The following is an 18,943-nucleotide window of genomic DNA, read 5'->3' as shown; positions in this document are numbered from 1 at the left end:
TGGCGCGATTAGAAAAGCCACGGATTAAGCGCGCATTATGCCGCTAAAGTTCGCAACACCGGACAATCCCTACGCTCTAGAATAGCGGCGGTTAATCATCGGTTAATCAACGCCACACATTGTGTGCCTCACTTGCATCGAACTAAGGCTTGACCATGCGGCATCTGTTTACCTTTCTGCTGGTGTTGTTCGCGGGATTCGCCCAGGCAGCGCCGGGCAGCCCCTTCGAAACCAAACCCGACTTCCTCCCGGTAGGCAAAGCCTTCGCCTTTACCTCCGAACGTCTTGAAAGCGGCGAAACCCAGCTGTTTTGGCAGATTGCCGACGGTTACTATCTGTACCAGCAGCGCATGAAGTTCGACGGCCTGGCCGAAAAACCCGTGCTGCCCGAGGGTGAAGCCCATAGCGACGAGTTCTTTGGTGAACAACAGGTGTATCGCCAGGGCCTGGAAGTGAAGATCCCCGCTGGCACCACCGGCCAGGTCAAGCTCGGCTGGCAGGGCTGCGCCGATGCGGGCCTGTGCTATCCGCCGCAGTCGATCACCGTGGACCTGGGCGGCAACCCGGCCGTCGCCGCGACCGCGCAAGCCCAGGATCAAAGCCTGGCCAGCGGCCTGCAGCAGCGCAGCCTGGGGTGGAGCCTGCTGGTGTTCTTCGGCCTGGGCCTGCTGTTGGCGTTTGCGCCCTGCTCGTTGCCGATGCTGCCGATCCTCGCTGGCCTGGTGGTCGGTAGCGGCGCCAGCCCGCGTCGCGGCTTTGCCCTGGCCGGCAGCTACGTGGTGTGCATGGCGCTGGTGTATGCCGCCCTGGGGGTGATGGCCGCGTTGCTCGGCGCCAACCTGGCGGCGTTACTGCAAACCCCGTGGATCCTCGGCAGCTTTGCGGCGTTGTTCGTGCTGCTCGCCCTGCCGATGTTCGGCTTCTTTGAACTGCAACTGCCCGCCTTCCTGCGCGACCGCCTCGATAACGTCAGCCGCCAGCAAAGCGGTGGCAGCCTGGTAGGTGCCGGTGTGCTCGGCGCGTTGTCCGGCCTGCTGGTGGGGCCGTGCATGACCGCGCCCCTGGCTGGCGCCCTGCTGTACATCGCCCAGAGCGGCAATGCGCTGCACGGGGGGCTGATCCTGTTTGCCATGGGCATCGGTATCGGCATCCCGCTGTTGCTGCTGGTGACTGTGGGCAATCGCTTCCTGCCCAAGCCGGGCACCTGGATGAACGTGCTCAAGGGCATCTTCGGCTTCCTGTTCCTGGGCACCGCGGTGCTGATGATTCGCCCGGTGGTCGGCGACAGCCTGTGGATCGGCCTGTGGGGCGCCTTGGCGCTGGTGATGGCGTACTGTGGCTGGGCGCTGGCCCGTGAGTCCGGCCTGGCGGCCAAGGTATTCGGCGCTGGTTCCCTGGTGCTGGGTCTGTGGGGCGCGGTGCTGGTGGTGGGGGCGGCCGGTGGCAGCGATGAGCTGTGGCAACCCTTGAAGGTTTACAGTGGCTCAAAGGTCGCCGGTGCACCGAGCGCCCACGATGCCTTCACCACGATCAACGACCCGGCCGTGCTGCAAAGCCAGCTCGACAGTGCCAAGGCCCAGGGCCAATGGGTGCTGCTGGACTACTACGCCGACTGGTGCGTGTCGTGCAAGATCATGGAGAAACAGGTGTTCGGCAAACCCGAGGTGATGGACGCGCTCAAAGACGTGCGCCTGTTACGCCTGGACGTCACCGCCGACAACGCCGCCAGCCGCGAGCTGCTGGGCCGCTACAAAGTGCCAGGGCCACCGAGCTTCGTGTGGATCGGCCCGGACGGTGAAGAACGCCGCGCCCAACGCATCACCGGCGAAGTAGACGCCGCCGCCTTCCTGCAACGCTGGACCCAGACGCGGGACGCTCTCTGATGCTGACCCTCACCATCGGCACCTTCGCCATCGCCCTGAATCACCTGCTGCTGATCAGCGCGCTGATTCTCGCCACCCTGGTGGGCTGGCGCGTGGCCAAGCGCGGCGGCGAAAACCCGGAGTCGGTGCTGTTCAGCCTGTTTCTGCTGGGCCTGCTCGCCGCCCGCGTCAGCTTTGTGCTGATGTACTGGAGTTATTACAGCCACGACTGGGTGGAGATGGTCGACCTGCGTGACGGCGGCTTTCTCGCCTGGCCCGGGATCATCGCGCTGATCCTCGGCGCGCTGGTCTACGGCTGGCGTCGCCCTGCCCTGCGCAAGCCGCTCAGCGCCGGGGTGATCACCGGCCTGGTGTTCTGGGGCATGACCAGCCTGTCCCTCAGTCTGTACGAAAAAGGCACGCGCCTGCCGGATATCACCCTGCGCAATGCCAATGGCGAGGTGGTGCAACTGGCGGATTATCAAGGCGGCCCGTTGGTGATCAACCTCTGGGCCACCTGGTGCCCGCCGTGCCGACGCGAAATGCCGGTGCTGGAAAACGCCCAGCGCATGCGCCCCGATGTGACCTTCCTGTTCGTCAACCAGGCCGAAAGCATGCAAAGCGTCAGCACTTACCTGGCCACCCAGGGCCTGAACCTCGACAACGTGCTGTTCGACGCCAGCGGCCGCCTCGGCCAGGCCGTGGGTTCCATGGCGCTGCCGACTACGTTGTTCTACCAAGCCGATGGGCGCCTGATCAACAGCCACCTGGGCGAACTCTCCGAAGCCAGCCTGGCCCGTGCCATGGAACCCTTCGACAACACCACGACAAGGAAACCGACATGCCTCGCCTCCGCCACCTGCTGACCCTGCTGCCTTTGACGCTAGCCGCTACGCTGGCCCAGGCCGAAGACCTGCCGGCCCCGATCAAACAGATCGAAGCCAAAGGTGCCAAGATCATCGGCAAATTCGATGCCCCCAGCGGCCTCACCGGCTACGCCGCCCAGTACCAGAACCGTGGCATGGCCCTGTACCTGACCGCCGACGGCAAGCACGTGATCGCGGGCAACCTGTACGACGCCCAAGGCAATGACCTGAGCACCGCGCCCCTGGAAAAACTGGTGTACGCGCCGATGGCCAAGGAAGTCTGGGCCAAGATGGAAAACAGCAGCTGGATCCAGGATGGCGATAAAGACGCCCCGCGCACCGTCTACCTGTTCAGCGACCCCAACTGCCCGTACTGCAACATGTTCTGGGAACAGGCCCGCCCGTGGGTGAAGGCCGGCAAGGTGCAGTTGCGCCACATCATGGTCGGCATCATCCGCGAAGACAGCCCAGGCAAATCCGCCGCCCTGCTCGCCGCCAAAGACCCGCAAAAAGCCCTGCAAGAACACGAAGCCGCCGGCAAGGGCAGCAAGCTCAAGGCGCTGGAAAAGATCCCGGCCGAGGTTGAGGCCAAGCTTGATGCCAATATGAAGCTGATGGATGAACTGGAGTTGTCGGCGACGCCGGCGATCTTCTATCTGGATGACAAGGGTGGGTTGCAGCAGCAGCAAGGGGCGCCTTCGCCGGATAAGTTAGTGAAAATTCTCGGGCCAAAATAAGCGCCGCCCTCGCGGGCGCCATCGCAGGCAAGCCAGCTCCCACATTTGAATGTATTCACAACTCAAAATGTAGGAACTGGCTTACCTGCGATGAGCATAGGTATCTACACAACTTCGGCACGACGCTAAATCTGTGGCGAGGGAGCTTGCTCCCGTGACGGCCTGGCAGCCGACACAGATATAACTGATGCCCCGCGATCCAAATGTGCGAGCTGGCTTGCCTGCGATGAGCATAGGTATCTACACAACTTTGTGGGTTGTAACAGCAGACGGTAACCACGATGCGAAGCGAGTCGCTCTTGATCTGCTTTTGATCTTGATCTCAGGCGCCCCGTTAAACCACGCTGGCCGAACGCATGCTTGAATTCGTGGGTAACCCGGCAGGACGCCGGGTTAGCCGCCCCGCGCCATGGATGGCGCGTGGCGGCGGCCCACGGATTCAAGCCTGTGTTCGGGCACACCGAGCCTAAGCGAGGTGCCGAGTGGTGGGGCAAGAGCGTTTTGCTTACTTTTGCGCTTTTCAAAAGTGAGCCGCTGTAAAAGCGGAACCCTAAGTGGCCGTTACCACAGGAATGGATATGTACTCGGTATAACTGCGTCGGCTGTCAGGCCGCCATCGCAGGCAAGCCAGCTCCCACATTGGGATCGCGGTGCACCAGCTCGATCAGCGTCGGCTGCCAGGCCGTCACGGGAGCAAGCTCCCTCGCCACAGGTCCAGCTGTGTAGATGCCTATGCTGCAATGAGGCCCTGACAGACAACGAAGATCAAAGCCCCTCCAACTCCGCCATCAAATCACTCAACCGATCCACCTTCTCGGCACTGATCTCATTGCCTGCCACCCCCTCGATATACTCGGCCAACTCCGCCACGGTGCTGCACTCGAACATCGCCCGCAACGGCACATCGCGCTGCAGTGTCTTCTGCACCCGCGAGGCAATCTGCGTGGCCAGCAGCGAGTGCCCGCCCAGTTCGAAGAAGTTGTCCTGCACCCCGACCCGCTCGACCTTCAGCACCTCGGCCCAGATACCCGCCAACGTGGTTTCCAGTTCAGTGCACGGCGCCACATAGTCCTGATTGTGCAACTGGCCGATCTCCAGGGCCGGCAGGGCCTTGCGGTCGAGCTTGCCGTTGGCATTCAGGGGCAGGCGGTCAAGCCATAGCCAATGCAGTGGCACCATGTATTCCGGCAGTTCGGCACGCAGGCGTTGCTTGATGCGCTCCAACTGCTCGCTCGGGTCGAGTGTGGCATCGGCGGCCACCAGGTAGCCGACCAGATGTTTGCCATTGGCCCCCTCTTGCACACCCACCGCCGCGTCGCGCACGAGGGGTTGTTCATGCAGGCGCGCTTCGATTTCACCCAGTTCGATGCGGTAGCCGCGAATCTTCACCTGGTGGTCGATACGCCCGACATACTCCAGCACCCCATCGCTGCGACGCCGTGCCAGGTCGCCGGTACGGTAGAGGCGCTCACCAGGCGCGCCAAAGGGGTTGGGTACAAACACCTGGGCGGTGCGCAGCGGATCGCTGACATAGCCACGGCCGACACCGGTGCCGGCGACGCACAACTCGCCCACCGCCCCTTGAGGCACCAGCTCTAAAGCGCCGTCCAGCAGGTACAAGCGGTTGTTGTCGGTCGGCGTACCAATCGGCAGGTAAGTGCCACGGGTCGACGCCAGATCGACGCGGAAGAACGCCACATCATCGGAGCATTCCGCCGGGCCGTAAGCATTCACCAGGCCAATCTGCGGGTAACGCAGCAGCCACTGATGGGCCAGCTCAGGTGGCATGGCCTCCCCGGTCGGCAACATCCAGCGCAGGCCCTCGAGGCTGATACGCTCCTGGGCCAGCATGCCCTGGATCAGCGACGGCACACTCTCCAGCACGGTGATGCCCTGTGCTTGAACATGGGCCAGCAACCCTTGCGGATCATGGGCGATGGTATTGGGCACAATGTCCACCCGTGCGCCAAACAGCGGCGCGGCGAGGAACTGCCACACAGAAATATCGAAGCTTTGCGACGCGGTCTGGGCAATCACATCGGCATCGCTCAGGTTCAGGTACGGCACCTTGCTCAACTGGTTATTGAGCATGCCACGCTGTTCGACCATCACGCCCTTGGGCAAGCCGGTGGAACCCGAGGTGTAGATCACGTAGGCAAGATTGTCCGGGCCGCTGTAGACACCGGGGTTTTCGCCACGGGCGGGCACTTCCTCCCACACCAGCAGTTGGCAATCAACCCCTTGCAGCAACTCGACGGCCTGCTCGCGGCACGCCTCGGTGCACACCAGCAGCGGCGTGCGGCTCATGTCGATGATGCGGCTCAGGCGCGGGCCGGGCAGCCCTGGGTCCAGCGGCAGGTAACCGGCACCGGCCTTGAAGCTGCCGATGATCATGCCGAGCAAGTCCAACCCACGTTCAGCCAGCAACGCCACCGGTTGGTCCAGGCCCACACCGGCCGCAATCAACGCGTGGCCCAGGCCGTTACTGCGGCGGTTCAGTTCGTCGTAGCTCCATTGCTGGTCCAGGCAACTGGCGGCGATGCGCTGCGGATGCTCTGCCACCTGGGCCTCGAACAGCTCGATGTAGCTCGTCTCCAGCGGATAGGCTCGCTCACTCTGGTTACAGCCCGCCACCAGGAATTCACGTTCCTGCTCGCCAATCAGCGCCAGCTCGGCCATGTCGCCATGGAAGCCCTGCACCAGCGCCAGCAACAGGCGCTTGAACTCAGCGAGCATGCCTTGCACGGTGCTTTCGTCGAAATAACGCTGGTCGTAGGACAGGTGCAAACCGAGGTCATCGCCGGGGTAGCACACCGCCGTCAGCGGGAAGTTGGTGTGGGTACGCCCGGAATCCGAGGTGGCGTTCAGGCTTTGTGCACGGTCCAGCACCGAGACTTCCACTGGCGCGTTCTCAAACACAAACAGGCTGTCGAACAGCGGCTGGCCTTTGGGCAATTCGCTGTGTTCCTGGATCGTCACCAACGGCAGGTATTCGTACTCGCGCAGTTGCATATTGCTGTCGAGCAAGGCGCTCAACCACTGGCGCACGCTGCACGTCTGGCCGTCCTCGGGCAGTTTCACCCGCAGCGCGATACTGTTGATAAACAGCCCCACGGTGCGTTGCATCTCGGGCATGTCCACCGGGCGCCCGGCCACGGTGACGCCGAACAGCACGTCGCGATCGCCACTCAAACGCCGCAGCACCAAGGCCCACGCCGCCTGGGCGAAGGTGTTGACGGTGAGCTGATGCGCCTGGGCCAGTTCGCGCAGTTGCGCACCGTCGCGGGCATCCAGGCGGGTGTAGCAGTCGCCCACCACCATGCCGCCACTGCCACCGGCGTGTTCGCGCAGGAACGGGCGGTCACTCGGGATCGGCGTGGCGCGCTCGAAGCCTTGCAAGTTTTGCTGCCACCACTGGCGCGCCTCGTTGAGGTTCTGGCGTTGCAGCCAGGCAATGTAGTCGCGATAGCGCGGCGGCGTCGCCAGTTGCGCATCGCGGCCTTCGCCCAGGGCTGTGTAGATATCGAAGAAGTCATTCATCAGCAGCGAACGGCACCAGGCATCGATCAGGATGTGGTGGTTGCTCATCATGAACCAGTAGCGCGCCTCGCCCACGCGAATCAGGCGCAAGTGGAAAGGCGCCTGGTTGAGCAGGTCAAAACCGGCTTCGCGCTCGGCCTTGAGCAAGGCTTGCAGACGCGGCTCCTGCTGATCCTGCGGGTCGGCGCTCCAGTCCAGGTACTCGATCGGCGTACTGCCGGGCTTGTGGATCACTTGCAGCATGTCTTCGCCGACGTCCCAGCAGAACGAGGCGCGCAAGGCCTCGTGGCGGGCAATCACCGCTTGCCAGGCCTGGGCAAAACGCTCCGGGTCCAGGGCGCTGTTGATGCGATAGCGGTCCTGCATGTAATACAGGCCGGTGCCGGGCTCCAGCAGGGTGTGCAGCAGCAAGCCCTCCTGCATCGGAGTCAGCGGGTAGACGTCTTCGATGGCGCTGGCCGATACCGGCAAGGCGTCCAGTTGCACCTGGGTCAGGCGCGCCAGGGGGAAGTCGGACGGCGTGAGGCCGCCGGCATCGTCCTGCAGGCAATGAGCGATCAGGCTGTGCAATTCGGCCAGGTAAGCTTCGGCCAGATCGCCAATCACCTGCTGATCATGCCGCTCACGGCTGAACGTCCAGCGTAGCACCAGCTCGCCGCCGTAGACCTGGCTGTCGATGCTCAGTTCATTGGGCAACGGCGCATCCGGGTCATGGGCCAGGCCGGCGGATTCCTCCAGCGGGTGGAACAGCGCGTCAGTGCCAAAGCTCTGGTCGAACTGACCCAGGTAGTTGAAGGTGACCTGCGCGCTCGGCAATGCGGCCATGCTCTGCTTGCACAGGTTATCGGCCAGGTAACGCAGCACGCCATACCCCAAACCTTTATGGGGCACGCCACGCAGTTGCTCCTTGATTGCCTTGATCGAGTCGCCCTGCTCGGCCTGCGGCGTCAGACGCAACGGATAGGCACTGGTGAACCAGCCCACGCTGCGGGTCAGGTCGATATCATCGAACAAGGTTTCGCGGCCATGGCCTTCCAGTTGGATCAGTGCCGAGGCCTGCCCGCTCCAGCGGCACAGTACGCGGGCCAGGGCGGTCAGCAACAGGTCGTTGACCTGGGTGCGATAGGCACTCGGCGCCTGTTGCAGCAACTGCCGGGTGCGCTCGGCATCCAGGCGCACGCTGACCGTTTCGGCATCGCTATTGCGCCGTGCGCCTTGGGGACGCTGTACTGGCAAGGCCACGGTGGGGCCAGCTAGTTGCGCTTGCCACAGGCTCAACTCTTCGCGCAAGGACTCACTGTGGGCATAGGCTTGCAAGCGCGCAGCCCAATCGCGCAGCGCGCTGGTTTTGGCCGGCAGGCTGACGGACTGGCCTTCACTGAGTTGGCGATAAACGTTTTGCAGGTCTTCCAGCAGGACGCGCCACGACACGCCGTCCACCACCAGGTGATGGATGGCGATCAGCAAGCGCTGCTGGCCTTGCGGCCCGTCCACCAGCAAGGCGCGCAGCAGCGGCCCCTGTGCCAGGTCGAGGCTGCGCTGAGTGTCGGTGAACAACGCCGTGCACGCCTGCATGTCGCGCACCTGCGCCTGCAGCAGCACGCCGCCTTCCGGCACGCCCAGGTGTTCGGCATGCCATTGCGCATCGCGCGGGGTAAAGCTCAAGCGCAGCGCGTCGTGGTGTTCCAGCACCGCCAGCAGCGCTTGCTCCAGGCGATGGGCATCGAGCAGTTGCAGTGGCTTGAGCACCAATGCCTGGTTCCAGTGCTGGCGCGCCGGGATATCGGTGTCGAAGAACCAGTGCTGAATCGGCGTGAGGCCCGAGGGGCCGGTCAGCAGCCCTTGCTCGGCGATGACGCGTTCCGAGCGGGTGGTCACGGCAGCCAGGCTCTGAACCGTCTGGTGCTGGAACAGGTCACGGGGGCTGAAATGAATCCCGGCCTGCCGCGCACGGCTCACCACCTGGATCGACAGAATCGAGTCGCCGCCCAGTTCAAAGAAGTTATCGTCGAGGCCGACTTGCTCCACGTTCAGCACCGCGCACCAGATGGCGGCCAGGCTGTGTTCCAGCTCGCTGCGCGGCGCCACGTAGGCTTGGCGATTGGCCTCTGGGTCCGGCTCAGGCAAGGCGCGGCGGTCGAGCTTGCCGTTGGCGGTCAGCGGCATGCTCTGCAGCACGATCAGATGCGCGGGCACCATGTAGTCCGGTAGTTGCGCCTTGAGGTGCGCCTTCAACGCGTCGCGCAAGGCGGCGTGCTCGGCATCGCTGACCAGGTACGCCACCAATTGCTTGCCGCTCGGCGCATCCAGTGCCAGCACCACCGCTTCGCGCACAGCGTCATGTTCGAGCAAGCGCGTTTCGATTTCGCCCAGTTCGATGCGAAAACCGCGGATCTTCACCTGATGATCGATGCGCCCCAGGTACTCCACCAGGCCATCGGCGCGTTGGCGTACCAGGTCGCCGGTGCGGTATAGGCGCCCGCCCTTGCCAGCAAACGGGTCTGCGACAAAACGCTCCGCCGTCATCCCCGGCCGCTGGTGATAACCCTGGGCCAGGCCGGCACCACCGATGTACAGCTCACCGCTGGCGCCCTGGGGCACCAGCGCCAGGTCGGCGTCGAGAATGTAAGCCACGCGCTCGCCGACGATGCTGCCGATCGGCACACTGCCAGCGCCCTCCTCCAACTGCTCGGGCGCCAGGCTGGCCAGGGGCATCACCACGGTTTCGGTGGGGCCGTAGGCGTTGAAGAACAGCTGGGGCGTGAACGCTGCGCGGATGCGTTGCAGGTGTTCGCCGGTCAAGGCTTCGCCACCGGTGATGCACATGCGCACCGGCAGCGTCTGTTGCTGGGTCGCCAGCCACTGCGCCAACTGGCTGCCGTAGCTCGGGGTGAAACCGAGCACATTGATGCGATGGGTACGGATCAGCGCGCAGATTTCTTCGGCATCCCACTGGCCCTGGGCGCGCAATACCACCCGCGCCCCGCACAGCAGCGGCACCAGCAAACGCTCGGTGGCAGCATCGAAGTTGATCGAGTAAAAGTGCAGCTCGCAGTCATCCGGGCGCATATCAAAGCGCTCGATCACCGCCTGGCAATGCATGGCGATCTCACCGTGGGACACCACCACGCCTTTGGGCTTGCCCGTGGAACCCGAGGTGTAGATGAGGTACGCCTGGTGTTGCGCCAGACTCACGAACGGCAGCGCTTCGGCGGGGTAATTCGCCAGCACCGGCGAGTCATCCTCCAGGCACCAGCACGCCACCGTCGCCGGCAATTCACCCAGGGCTTCGAACAGGGCCGCATCACTGAGCAGCAGGCCGATGCCACTGTCTTCGATCATGTAATGCAGGCGGTCCAGCGGATATTCGGGGTCCAGCGGCACATAGGCACCGCCGGCCTTGAGGATCGCCAGCAAACCGACGACCATTTCCAGCGAACGCGGCAGCGCCAGGCCCACGCGCACCTGCGGGCCCACGCCACGCTCGCGTAGCATCCAGGCCAGGCGGTTAGCGCGCTCATCCAGTTGCGCATACGAGAGGGTCACACCGGCAAAGGTCAGCGCCGGGGCATCCGGCCGCTGGCTGGCCTGCTGGCTGAACAGTTGATGGATGCACTGGTCGAGGCGATGCTCGCCCTTCTCCACCCCCAGGCTGTCTTGCAAGGCGCGTTGTTCATCTGCGCTCAGCAACGGCAATTCGCTCAGGCGCTGGCCAGGATCGGCGACCAACGCTTCAAGCAAGTTGCGCCAATGCTCGGCCATACGCGCAATACGCGGCTCGTCGAACAGGTCGGTGCTGTAGGTCAGGCAGCAACCCAGGCGATGGTCGAGGTCGGTGACTTCCAGGTTGAGGTCGAACTTGGTCGCCCGCGCATCGTTGGCCAGGTACTCCACGGTCATGCCAGCCAGTTGGCGGCTTTGCTGGAATTCCCAGCGCTGCACGTTGCACATCACCTGGAACAACGGGTTGTACGCCGCGCTGCGCGGCGGTTGCAGGGCTTCCACCAGATGGTCGAACGGCAGGTCCTGGTGGGACTGGCCCTCGATCACGGTATGGCGCACCTGCTCGAACAACTCGCTGACCTGCATCTGCCCATTGAGCTGGCAACGCAGCACCTGGGTATTGAGGAACGCGCCAATCAAGCCTTCGCTTTCCGGGCGGATACGGTTGGCCACTGGCGCGCCGATGCGCAGGTCGGTCTGGCCGCTGTAGCGGTAGAGCAACACTGCCAGGGTCGCGGTCATGGTCATGAACAGCGTGAGGCCGTGCTGGGCGTTGAAGGCTCGCAGGCGGGCGGCCAGCTCATCGCTCAAATCAAACCGGTACAGCTCGCCCCGATGGCTTTGCACCGGTGGCCGCGGACGGTCGCCGGGCAATTCCAGCAACGGGTGTTCGTTGCCCAGTTGGGCGGTCCAGTAGTCCAGCTGACGCTGGCGCTCACCGGCTTCCATCCACTGGCGTTGCCATACGCTGTAGTCGAGGTACTGCACCGGCAACGCTGGCAGCGGTGAGTCGCGCTCGTCGATAAAGGCTTCATACAAGGCGCTGAGTTCACGGGCAAAGATGTCCATGGCCCAGCCTTCGGTGACGATATGGTGCAGGGTCAGCACCAGGTAATGTTCCTGCTCGCCGGCCTTGACCAGGCAGGCGCGCAAAAGCGGCCCGGTTTCCAGGTTGAACGGCGTGTGCGCCTCGACATCGGCCAGTTGCTGCAAACGCTGCTGGCGCTGCGGCTCATTCAGCGCGGAGAAATCCTGCCAGTCCATGCGCACATTGGTTTGCGCCGAGACCTTTTGACAGGCCACACCATCGACACTTGGGAAAGTGGTGCGCAGGGTTTCGTGACGCATGATCAAGGCCTGCAAGGCGGCCTCGAAACGCCCCACATCCAGCACGCCGCGCAGGCGCGCCATGCCGCCGACGTTGTAGGCCGGGCTGTCCGGTTCCATCTGCCAGAGGAACCACATGCGCTGCTGGGAATAGGACAAAGGGACCGGCTGGCTGCGGTCGACTTTGGCGATGGCAGTCTGTTGGTTGCGCTGGCCCGCCGCCTGCATCAGCCCGACCTGCTGGGCAAAATCGCCCAGCTCGCTGGCTTCGAACAGCGTGCGCAGGGGCAGTTCGACGTCGCAGGCCTGGCGGGTGCGGGAGATGATTTGCGTGGCCAGCAACGAGTGCCCGCCGAGTGCGAAAAAGTCATCGCGCAGGCCGATGCGTGGCAGGCCAAGCACCTCGCGCCAGATCGCGGCGATTTGCAGCTGCAAAGGTGTGTGCGGTTCGACGTGTTCGCGGGTTTGCCATACCGGCTCTGGCAAGGCACGCCGGTCGAGCTTGCCGCTGGGGCTCAGGGGCATGGCGTCAAGGCGCATCAGCAGCGCGGGCACCATGTACTCCGGCAACTCGGCGGCCAGGGCGGTTTTGACCCTTTGCTCATCCAGTTCGGTGTCGGCGGTGTAGTAGCCGATCAACTGGGCATCACGCACCAGCACCACGGCCTGGGCGATGCCGCCCAGGGCCAGCAGGAGCGCTTCGATCTCTTCCGGCTCCACCCGGAACCCTCGCAGTTTGACCTGCTGATCGAGGCGCCCGAGGTATTCGAGGACGCCATCGGCGTTCCAGCGCGCACGGTCACCGGTGCGATACAAGCGGGCGCCCGCCGCGCCCAGCGGGTCGGCGACAAAACGTTCGGCCGTCAGCCCGGCACGGCCCAGGTAACCCCGCGCCAGGCCTATACCGCCGATGCACAATTCGCCCGGCACACCGGCCGGTAGCGGGTTGAGTTGCTCGTCCAGTACGCGGCAGATCACATTGCCCAACGGCCGGCCAATCGGCGAGCGCTCGCCATCCGAGGCGGCGCACTGCCAGTGGGTGACATTGATCGCGGTTTCGGTCGGGCCATAGCGGTTGTGCAATTGAACCGCTGGCAAGCGCGCCAGTACGCGGTTACGCAGTTCGGCGGGCAAGGCTTCGCCGCCGGAGAACAGGCGACGCAGGCTGGTGCATTCGGCCACCAGCGGCTCGTCGATAAACAGCTGCAACAGCGGCGGCACGAAGTGCAGCGTGGTCACCCCATGTTCCTGCACAAGCTGCGCGATGCGGTGCGGGTCGCGATGTTCGCCCGGCCCGGCCAATACCAAGCGGCAGCCAGTAATCAATGGCCAGAAGCATTCCCACACCGACACGTCGAAACTGATCGGCGCCTTTTGCATCAGCACATCGGTTTCGTTCAGTTGATAGGTGGCCTGCATCCACTGCAAACGCTCGGCCAGGGCGCCGTGGGTGTTGCCCACGCCTTTGGGTTGGCCGGTGGAACCGGAGGTGTAGATCACGTAGGCGAGGTTATCGCCGTGCAGGTGCAAGCCTGGCGCCTGGGTCGGCCAGCTGTCGAGGTGCAGGCTGTCCATGGCAATCACGCACACGCCTTCGGCGCTAGGCAGTTGGGGCAGCAACGCGGTCTGGGTGAGCAGCAGTTGCACGCCGCTGTCCTTGAGCATGTAGGCCAGGCGTTCGGCGGGGTAATCCGGGTCCAGCGGCACGTAGGCGCCACCGGCCTTGATGATGGCGAGCAGGCCAATCAGCAGTTGCGGCGAACGCTCGGCGGCGATGGCCACGCACACGTCCGGGCCGACGCCTTTGTCGCGCAGGTAATGGGCCAGGCGGTTGGCCTGGGTGTGCAATTGGGCGAATGTCAGGCTGCCGTCCTGCCAGACCAATGCGGTGGCGTCCGACGTCTGTTGGTTGAGCAGCTCGGGCAGCCAGTGCCGGGCCGGCGCGCAGGGGGCCTCGCTCCAGGGTTGCTGTTCGTCAGCCTGCATCAACGGCAGATCGCCGATGGCGTGTTGTGGTTGCGTACACACAGCGTGAAGTAGATGGATGAAGTGCTCGGCCAGACGCTGGATGGTCGCGCAATCGAACAGCTCGTCGGCGTAGTCGAACGACAGGCTCAAGCGCCCATTGCGGTCTTCTTCGCTGTGCAGTTGCAGGTCGAACTTGGCTTCGCGGCTGTGCCAGGGCAACTCATCGGCCAGCAGGCCCGGCAGGCGGCGCAAGGCACTGAGGTCGCGCTGCTGGTGGTTGAACATGACCTGGAACAGGCCCTGTTCGCGGGCCTGGGGAAAGGCTTCCAGCAGTTGTTCGAAGGGCAGGTCCTGATGGGCCTGGGCGGCCAGTGTGGTCTCGCGGGTGGCGGCCAACAGTTGGTTGAACGGCAGGCGCCCGTCCAGCTCGGCGCGCAGCACCAGGGTGTTGATAAAGAAGCCGATCAGGCCCTGGGTTTCATGGCGTGGGCGGTTGGCATTGGGCACGCCGATACGGATGTCGCGCTGGCCGCTGTAGCGATAGAGCAAGGTCTGGAACGTCGCCAGCAGCAGCATGAAGGGTGTTGAGTCATGGGCCTGGGCGGTCTGGCGGATCGCCGCACTGAGGCGCGCATCCAGGCGCTGGCTATGGCGCGAGGCGCTGTGCCGATGCTGGGCGGCACGCGGGTGATCGGTGGCCAGGTTCAGGGCCGGATGCTCGTCACCCAACTGCGCTTTCCAGTACGTCAGCTGTCGCTGGCCCTCGCCTTCGGCCAGCCATTGGCGCTGCCAACTGCCGTAGTCGGCGTATTGCAATGCCAGCGGCGGCAGCTCCAGGGACTGGCCTTGGGCGGCAGCGGCGTACAGGCGCGAGAACTCGTCGATCAGGATATTCAGCGACCAACCGTCAGCAATGATGTGGTGCAGCGTCACCAGCAGTTGGTGCTCTTCATCGCCCAGGCGCACCAGGGTAACCCGAAGCAACGGGCCTTTTTCCAGGTCGAACGGGCTGCGCGCCTGGTCTTCGCGAACCTCTTGCGCACGGGCTTCGCGCACGGCGTTTGGCAAGTCGCTGAGGTCGATGGTCGACAGTTCGAAATCCGCCGTAGCCTCGACACGCTGGAACGCCTGGCCGTCGCGCTCGTAGAAGCGCGTGCGCAGGGCTTCGTGACGCTGGATCAGTTGCTGGAAGCTGTGGCGCAGTGCGTCTTCATCCAGCTCGCCGCGCAGATGCAAGGCGCCTGGAATGGTGTAGGCGCTGCTGTTAGGGTCCAATTGCCAGGTGATCCACAGGCGGTTCTGTGCCAGGGATTGGGGCAGGTCCTCTTGACGTGATAAGGCGTGCATTGCGCCTTGGGCCACGCCGCCGTCCTGTTGCAGTTGCGCGACGGCCGTGGCGAAGGCGGCGAGGGTCGGCGCTTCGAACAGCAGGCGCAGGCTCAGTTCCAGCCCCAGGCTTTCGCGCAGGCGGGCGACCACTTGGGTCGCGGTGATGGAGTTGCCCCCCAGCAGGAAAAAGTGATCGTCGCCCGCCACATGAGCCAGTTGCAGTTGTTCGCACCAGATCGCCGCGATCTGCTGTTGCAGGTCCGATTCCAGCGCCACTTCGCTCGCCTGCCCCGGCTGCCCGGCGAACTGCGCGTAGCTGTCGAGGCTGCCATCGGCATGCCGAATCGCACAGGCCGCACGCTGCACTTTGCCGCTGGAGGTCTTCGGCAAAGCGCCTGGGTTGAGCAGCACCACCACGCTCGGAGCTTGCTGGCAGGCCTCGGCTACGGCTTGGCGGATCGCTTTGATCAGCGCTTCGGCCGGCAGGATTTTTTGCACGCTGCGGCTGATTTCCGCGGCGATGCCGATGCCTTCCAGGCCCTGGTCATTGACCGCAAACGCGGCGACCCGACCCTTGCGCACCACTTCCACTTCGCGCTCGATGGTCTGTTCGATGTCCTGGGGGTAAAGGTTGTGGCCGCGCACGATCAGCAGGTCTTTCAGGCGCCCGGTGATGTACACCTCACCGTCGCGGATAAAACCCAGGTCACCGGTGCGCAACCAAGTGCGGCCAGCGTGCTGGATGAAGGTCTTGGCGCTGGCTTGCGGGTTGCGCCAGTAGCCGTGGGCGATGCTCGGGCCCGTGGCCCAGAGTTCGCCGACGCACTGGTCGGGCAGCTCGGTGAGGGTGTGCGGGTCGGCGATCAGCACGGCGTGGTCCGGCTGGCTGGTGCCGCAACTCATGATCGCAGGGCCCTGCCCCGGTTCGGCACGGTTGGCGGCCAGCGCCTGTTCGTCCAGGCGCAGGGCGGGAATGCCATGGCCACGGGTGCCGCCGGCGACAAACAGGGTGGCTTCGGCCAGGCCGTAGGAGGCGAAGAAATTATTCGGGGTGAAACCACAGGCCGCGAATTTTTCCGCGAAGCGTTCCAGGGTGTCGAGGCGGATCGGCTCGGAACCCGAATAGGCGACGCGCCAGCGACTCAAATCCAGGCGCTCCAGGGCCGACTCACTGACCCGTTCGCTGCACAGGCGGTAGGCGAAGTCCGGGCCACCGCTGATGGTGCCGCCGTATTCGCTGATCGCCTCCAGCCAGCGCAAAGGTCGGCCAAGGAAGTAGGCCGGCGACATCAACACGCAGGGCACGCCGCTGAAGATCGGTTGCAGCAGGCCGCCGATCAGGCCCATGTCGTGGTACAGCGGCAACCAGCTGACGATCACGTCATCGGGGTTGAGGTCGATGCCAAAACCACGGCGGATCAGCACTTCGTTGGCCACCAGGTTGCCGTGGCTGACTTGCACGCCTTTGGGCAATGCGGTGGAGCCGGAGGTGTATTGCAGGAACGCGATGTCGTCCGCCTTGAGGTCGGGCTCGACCCACTGGTCGGCCTGCTGCGCCTCCAGGGTGTCGACGCTCAACACCTTGGGCGCGTTTTCAATCTGCGCCAAGCCCTCGCTGAGGCTGGCAATGGTCAACAGCAGCCGCGGCTCGGCATCGCTGATGATCGACAGCAGGCGCTCCTGGTGATGACGACGCGTGGATTCCGGTGGATACGCCGGCACCGCGATCACCCCGGCGTACAGGCAACCAAAGAACGCCGCCACATAGTCCGGGCCACTCGGGAACAGCAACACCGCACGCTCGCCCAGGCCAGCGTTGGCTTGCAAGGCGGCGGCGATGGTGCGGGCGCGTTGGTCGAGGTCGCGATAACTGAGCACCACACTGTGCTCGGCACTCTCGGCGAGGAAGCGCAACGCCACCTGGTCCGGCGTCTGCGCAGCACGCTGTTGAAGGGACTGGGCCAAGGTGCGGGGGAGTTCGAAGGCGTCCATCATGGGGTTCCTGCCTGAAATCGGCTTACGGGAAATTCGGGAAGTCGGTGGGGTTCAGCCGGCGACGAGCTGCCGCGCCGCGCCAATGCGCCAGCGCGCCAAGTGCTCGTCGGCATAGCGACGCACGCAGCGCAGCACGGCGCTTTCGTGCTGCACGAGGAAGAAGTGATGGCCGTCAAACATGTCCAGGGAAAACCCACTGGCGGCGTCGAGTTGCCAGTCGAGCAACTGGTCGGCACGCACGCTGTCTTGCTTGCCACCGAACACGTGAATCGGCAGCGTCAGAGGCTGACGCTCGCCATAGGTGAAACTGCCGCACAGCAGGAAATCAGCGCGCAGGATCGGCAACATCAGTTGCATCAGCTCGGGGTTGGCCAGGGCTTCTTCGGCGGTGCCCTGCAATTCGCGCAGCCGGGCAATGAGTTGGGCATCGGTCTTTTCGACGGCGTACTCGCTCACATCACGACGCGCCGGGCCCGCCGTGCCGGACACGAACAACGCCAGGGGCGCGGGCAGATTGCGCGCGTTTAAAGCGTGAGCCAATTCAAACGCCAACAGCCCGCCAAGGCTGTGGCCGAACAAGGCATAGGGGCCATCCAGATCACGGCTGATTTCTTCAGCAAGCTGCGCGGCCAAGGCCTTGATATCGCGCTGCAATGGCTCGTCCATGCGCATGCCGCGTCCCGGCAATTCCAGCGGGCACACTTGCAGCCAGTCCGGCAGGACCCGGCGCCAGCGAGCGTAGACCGAGGCGCTGGCGCCTGAGTGGGGCAGGCAAAACAGGCGCAGCCGCAGGGACGTACTCATCCCGTGAGGACTCCGAACTGAAACACGCTGAATGCACGATAAAAACCCATCTGGTCCTCCTGCGGGTGCTGATCCTTGGCCGTTGTACTAACGAACCTGTCACCCATGAGAACGGACGGAGCCTTCAAATAATTAGTCGCCGGGGGCGAGCGAGACGTGGTTCACACCTTTGTCCAAGGCATAAGATTAGTTCGTCTTCTCATTTGACAATCATTATCATTAAGCATAATTTGTTGCCCGATATGTAGGAGGCCTCAGCAGGGATGCCCTCCCCTAACCTATTCGCAGCAAGGTGATTTCCATGACGGAACAAGTATCCACAGGCAGGTGCGATTCACCCCTTCTCCAGGCGTTCGTCGACAATCGACTGATTTTGGTGAAGATCGCGGCCCGTATCACCGGGTGCCGCTCCCGCGCCGAAGACGTGGTGCAGGACGCCTACTTCCGGCTGCAGTCGGCGCCGACCATCACCTCATCGTTCAAGGCCCAACTGAGTTATCTGTTTCAGATCGTGCGCAACCTGGCGATCGATCATTACCGCAAGCAGGCCCTGGAGCTCAAATACTCCGGGACCGAAGAGGAAGGCTTGAATGTGGTTATTCACGGCGCTTCACCGGAAACCTCGCACATCAATTTCAACACCCTGGAAAACATCGCCGACGCCCTGACGCAGCTGCCCCAGCGCACCCGCTACGCGTTCGAGATGTACCGCTTGCATGGCGTGCCGCAAAAAGACATCGCCAAGGAGCTTGGGGTGTCTCCGACCTTGGTGAACTTCATGATTCGCGATGCGCTGGTGCATTGCCGCAAGGTGTCGGGCAGTCATAGCGATACGTTTGCGCGGCGGGTTTAATGCAGCGCAGACATATGTGGGTAAGGGCTCCACGGTAACTACGATGCGAAGCGAGCCGCTCTTGATCTTGATCTGCTTGTGATCTTGATCTGGCTTTTGATCTTAGGCGCCCCGTTAAACCACGCTGGCCGGAATTCGACAGGGATTTGGGGGGCCGCC

The 18,943-nt window shown here is 63.9% G+C and carries 6 protein-coding genes; 4 read left to right on the top strand and 2 right to left on the bottom strand.

What is annotated here, in order from left to right; genetic code table 11:
* Nucleotides 1-155 precede the first annotated feature (155 nt).
* Genes dsbD through dsbG form a run of 3 tightly spaced genes read left to right on the top strand, consistent with a single transcriptional unit; the run spans nucleotide 156 to nucleotide 3,465 of the window.
* The gene (gene dsbD / locus ACTJLA_RS13540) at nucleotides 156-1,883 is read left to right on the top strand and encodes a protein-disulfide reductase DsbD (RefSeq protein ID WP_034126123.1); all 1,728 of its coding nucleotides are present in this window, start codon (nucleotides 156-158) and stop codon (nucleotides 1,881-1,883) included.
* Nucleotides 1,883-2,728: a TlpA disulfide reductase family protein gene (locus tag ACTJLA_RS13535; protein WP_034126122.1), complete on the top strand. Its 846-nt coding sequence runs from the start codon at nucleotides 1,883-1,885 to the stop codon at nucleotides 2,726-2,728. The genes dsbD and ACTJLA_RS13535 overlap by 1 nt, the downstream gene beginning before the upstream one ends.
* A complete protein-coding gene (gene dsbG / locus ACTJLA_RS13530; RefSeq protein ID WP_054896344.1) occupies nucleotides 2,704-3,465 on the top strand; it encodes a thiol:disulfide interchange protein DsbG in 762 nt (253 codons plus the stop codon). Before ACTJLA_RS13535 ends, dsbG begins: the two co-directional genes overlap by 25 nt.
* 765 nt (nucleotides 3,466-4,230) lie before the next feature.
* On the opposite strand, the gene ACTJLA_RS13525 is transcribed toward dsbG, so the two are convergent.
* Together ACTJLA_RS13525 and ACTJLA_RS13520 are read right to left on the bottom strand one after the other, a co-directional pair.
* Complete coding sequence (locus tag ACTJLA_RS13525; RefSeq protein ID WP_314549693.1) at nucleotides 4,231-17,127, bottom strand: non-ribosomal peptide synthetase; 12,897 nt, start codon at nucleotides 17,125-17,127, stop codon at nucleotides 4,231-4,233.
* A gap of 51 nt (nucleotides 17,128-17,178) precedes the next feature.
* The gene (locus tag ACTJLA_RS13520; RefSeq protein WP_197901410.1) at nucleotides 17,179-17,931 is read right to left on the bottom strand and encodes a thioesterase II family protein; all 753 of its coding nucleotides are present in this window, start codon (nucleotides 17,929-17,931) and stop codon (nucleotides 17,179-17,181) included.
* 301 nt (nucleotides 17,932-18,232) lie between these two features.
* On the opposite strand from ACTJLA_RS13520, the gene ACTJLA_RS13515 reads away from it, so the two are divergent.
* Complete coding sequence (locus tag ACTJLA_RS13515; RefSeq protein ID WP_032904207.1) at nucleotides 18,233-18,784, top strand: RNA polymerase factor sigma-70; 552 nt, start codon at nucleotides 18,233-18,235, stop codon at nucleotides 18,782-18,784.
* Nucleotides 18,785-18,943 lie beyond the last annotated feature (159 nt).

The organism is Pseudomonas sp. 22072 (assembly GCF_052046095.1).
Taxonomy (GTDB): Bacteria; Pseudomonadota; Gammaproteobacteria; order Pseudomonadales; family Pseudomonadaceae; genus Aquipseudomonas; species Aquipseudomonas paracarnis.
The sequence above is the reverse complement of the archived record's forward strand: the minus strand, read 5'-3'. Positions and strand labels throughout refer to the sequence as shown.